General features: G+C 63.1%; 1 protein-coding gene, 2 tRNA genes and 2 pseudogenes. 4 read left to right on the top strand and 1 reads right to left on the bottom strand.

The genetic code is table 11. From position 1 onward, the window contains the following. The first annotated feature begins 275 nt into the window (after positions 1-275). Positions 276-352, top strand: a tRNA-Pro gene (locus CRO07_RS18070). A 473-nt stretch (positions 353-825) separates the two neighbouring features. On the opposite strand, the pseudogene CRO07_RS18065 reads toward CRO07_RS18070, so the two are convergent. Continuing rightward, a pseudogene (locus CRO07_RS18065) lies at positions 826-1,934 on the bottom strand (IS256 family transposase); the annotation flags it as partial. A 281-nt stretch (positions 1,935-2,215) separates the two neighbouring features. On the opposite strand from CRO07_RS18065, the gene CRO07_RS18060 reads away from it, so the two are divergent. From CRO07_RS18060 to CRO07_RS19565, 3 genes and pseudogenes are all read left to right on the top strand, one after another. Then, positions 2,216-3,019 carry a lytic murein transglycosylase gene (locus CRO07_RS18060; RefSeq protein WP_097032004.1) on the top strand — a complete coding sequence of 268 codons (804 nt, stop codon included), beginning with the start codon at positions 2,216-2,218 and terminating at the stop codon, positions 3,017-3,019. Positions 3,020-3,073: 54 nt separating this feature from the next. Continuing rightward, positions 3,074-3,148: transfer RNA gene (locus tag CRO07_RS18055), tRNA-Glu, on the top strand. Between the two features lie 210 nt (positions 3,149-3,358). Continuing rightward, positions 3,359-3,453, top strand: a pseudogene (locus CRO07_RS19565) (transposase); the annotation flags it as partial.

The raw sequence follows: 3,453 nt of genomic DNA, 5'->3' as shown, positions 1-3,453 counted from the left end.
GCAAGCATGCGAGGAACGGAATGCTGTCACCAGTCGAGTTCGAACGGCAGAGGAAGATGACACACGAAGGTGTCTAAGAAACTCGGGGCTATTCAGTCACGATCTTATCTTCGTGTCCACGAAACCGGCAGCAGGCCAGACTGTCGCCCACTTCCGTGATCCCGCAATTGGTATCGTGAGGAAATAATTGGTCACACAACAGCAGATAAGCCAATGAAATTCGCAATGCCCCCCTTGCAATCCCCCGCGCCACAGTTTAACCCCCCACCCATGGTCGGAGCGTAGCGCAGCCTGGTAGCGCACCTGCTTCGGGAGCAGGGGGTCGGAGGTTCGAATCCTCTCGCTCCGACCAATTTCCCGTATAGTAACAAGCGCTTGGCAACGCCCCTCGGCGCACTACACACCGCTTGGACCGATCCCGTAAGCAAGTGATAAGCAGCGGGGACCCTTCGGGCGACTCGCTCAGAAAAACACCCCGGGAGCCATCCCCCGAGGTGCTACAGCGTCGAGACCTGAAAAGAGGCAAGCCCCCGCTGCTGCGTCCGTTGGATTTACCGAGGAACTGGACGCTATGCCTCGTCGGGGATGGCGCCCCCGCGCCGTGGAAGCCCACAGTCTCCTTCACTACGGCGGTTGAGTCGGGTGGCATCCTTCGCACATGCGCTGGCGGATCACGTCCTGAGAGAAGTAGGCCTTGCCGCACCGCCAGCCGACTTGCCTGACCACACGGGGCGGCCGGAAGTCGTGGTCAAGAGCAGGTTCGCGGCGCTTGCGCAGGTCACGTCCGTCAAGCTGGTGTAATTTCCCGGTTGGCCTGATGCATGATCAGGCGGCTTTTGTTGTGATGCTGAGAATGGGGTCGATCTCCTCGGTGTCGATCCGGGCGAAGGCCTCGACCATCATGTGGCGGCTGGCGGTCCACCATTCGTCATTCTGCTCGAACAGGACGGCGCTGATCAGTCGCAGGATGGAGGCTTCGTTCGGGAGTTGGGAGGATCAGAAATCCTTCCAGTGGAAGGATTTCCCGACCAACGCCGACGACGTCGGTGCGGCGCTTCACTTCCTTGTTGAGACGCTCGATTGGGTTCGTGCTGTGAAGCTTCGTGCGGTGCTGACGGGGGAGTTCGCGCCGGTCCGCGAAGCGGCAAACTGTCCGGTGGACAGTTTGAGGCAAGAACGGGCGGAGCCCGATGCAGACCAGGACGTCGTGCTCGCTGGTGTCCATCAGATCAGCCAGCTTCGGCCAGCGTGGGCGCAGTTGCTCGGCCACCTTGCGCCAGGTCTCGCCGGCATGAGCGCGGTCGGGCTGGTCGAAGGCCTGCCGGATCGCGGCGGCGACGACGGTGTGCTGGCCGCGGGAGACGTGCGCCAATGCGGTCCTTATCCAGTGAACGCGGCAGCGCTGCCCGTTCCGGCTACGATCGATCCACTGGATCGATCGCTTCACGCCTCCACCTTCGAACACCCGGGCGATGGCGGCCTTGAGGCCGGTGTGGGTCGAGGTGGGGCACGAAACGGTCCGGGGGACCGTTTCGCCGCCGAGGGCTGATCACCAGCCTGACCCCGCCCAGACCACGGGCTTTCAGGGACCGCGAGGCACCTCGGTCCAGAACGTCTCGGCTTCGGACGGGCCGATGCCCAGGCCGATGATCTCCCGGCGGCCTTCGGTGTTGGCAGCCACGGCGATTATCGCCGCGACCGGCACGATGCGGCCGCCTTGGCGGACCTTCAGATAGGTGGCGTCCAGCCAGAGATAGGGCCAGTCCCCGGTCAGTGGGCGGTTCAGGAACTCGCCCACTCTCTCATCATTCGCCGGGAAAACGATTCCCCGGATCGTTTTCTGGCCCGGCTCATTCCTTGCTCAGCTTCGACACGGTGCTCTTCGAGATGCCGCTCAGGCCCATCGCCAGGAGAAGGTCGTCAACACCTTGCGACCCGCCACTGTGGTCACGACGAACAGATCGCCGGGGTCCGGGTGCCAGCGCCACCACGCGACCGCCGCCGGGGGGGCCAGATGTTCATCCGGCGCGGCCGATCGTTTCCGCCACCTGTGGGTCATCTCGGCGGCAGGGTCTATTATCCGCGGTGGTGTCGATGCCCACCAGCGCGCGGCGTATGACTTCGTGACAACATGTCGTGTCCAAGACCCACCGGCCTCTTGCGTGCCGTCTTGCCTGCCCTAAAGTCGATCCGTTCTTGAAAGCGGGATAGCCGAATGCATTCGATCTTCAGCCACAGCGCCCTTGCCCTTGCCGCCCTTCTGGCGGCATCCCCGGCACTGGCCGCGCCTTGCAGCGACACCGGCAGCAATTACGAGGCGTGGAAGCCGGTCATGGCGCAGGAGGCCGCTGCCGCGGGCGTCGGGCGTCGTGGGATCGATGCGCTGATGGCCACCGGCTATTCCTCGCGCACCATCGCCGCCGATCGCAACCAGAAAAGCTTCCGCTACAGCCTGGATAAGTTCATGCAGGTGCGCGGCGCTGCCACCATTGTCCAGCAGGGGCGGGCGCGGAAGGCGAAAAACGCGCAGTTCTACGCCTCGCTTGAGCAACGCTATGGCGTGCCCGCGGGCGTCCTGCTGGCGATCCACGGGATGGAAACCGGATTCGGTGGCTTCATGGGCGACACCAACGTGGTGTCGGCCATTGCCACGCTGGCTTATGACTGCCGCCGGTCAGAGTTTTTCACCCCGCATCTGCTGGCGGCGCTGGTGCTGGTGGATCGCGGTTCGATCACGCCGGCCTCGGTCGGGGCCAAGCATGGCGAGATCGGCCATACCCAGTTCCTGCCCGGCAACGCCCTTGCTTATGGGGTGGACGGCAACGGCGACGGTGTGGTGGATCTGATGAACCTGACCGATGCGATGGCCTCGACCGCGAATTTCCTTGCGCGGAAGGGCTGGCGGCCGGGGCTGGGCTATCAGGAGGGCGAGCCGAACTTTGCGGTGATCCGCGAGTGGAACGCCGCGACAGTTTATCAGCAGGCCATCGCCATCATGGCACGCCAGATCGACGGGTGATTTTGTCTCTTGCGCCCGCTGGACGAGTCGCTTAGACAGCCCCTCGTCCAGTGTGGCCCGTTCGTCTATCGGTTAGGACACCAGGTTTTCAACCTGGGAAGAGGGGTTCGACTCCCCTACGGGCTGCCACTTCTTCCACTAAGATATTGGAATGCATGGGGTTTTTCCTCGTGTTTGCTAACCTCTCAGCGGGGGTTAGCAGGTTTCGGGTTGTTGGCGGTGTCTTGTAGCTTCTCGAACGCGCTGTGAGCGAGCCGAACTTGGTCGGCATTCGCCGTGTAACGACGCACTTCTGCGTCGGTCTTGTGGCCGGTGATCGCCTTGATTTCGTGATGGGTGTACCCGATCAAGGAGGTTTCGGAGCGGCTCGGGGTCAGCCTGCATTCGCTCTATGCGTGGAAGCGCAAGTTCGCGAAGGCGGCCACTGGCGAGAC

This window comes from Cereibacter ovatus (assembly GCF_900207575.1).
In the GTDB taxonomy this organism is placed as follows: domain Bacteria; phylum Pseudomonadota; class Alphaproteobacteria; order Rhodobacterales; family Rhodobacteraceae; genus Cereibacter_A; species Cereibacter_A ovatus.
This window is presented reverse-complemented; position numbering and strand designations above follow the sequence as displayed.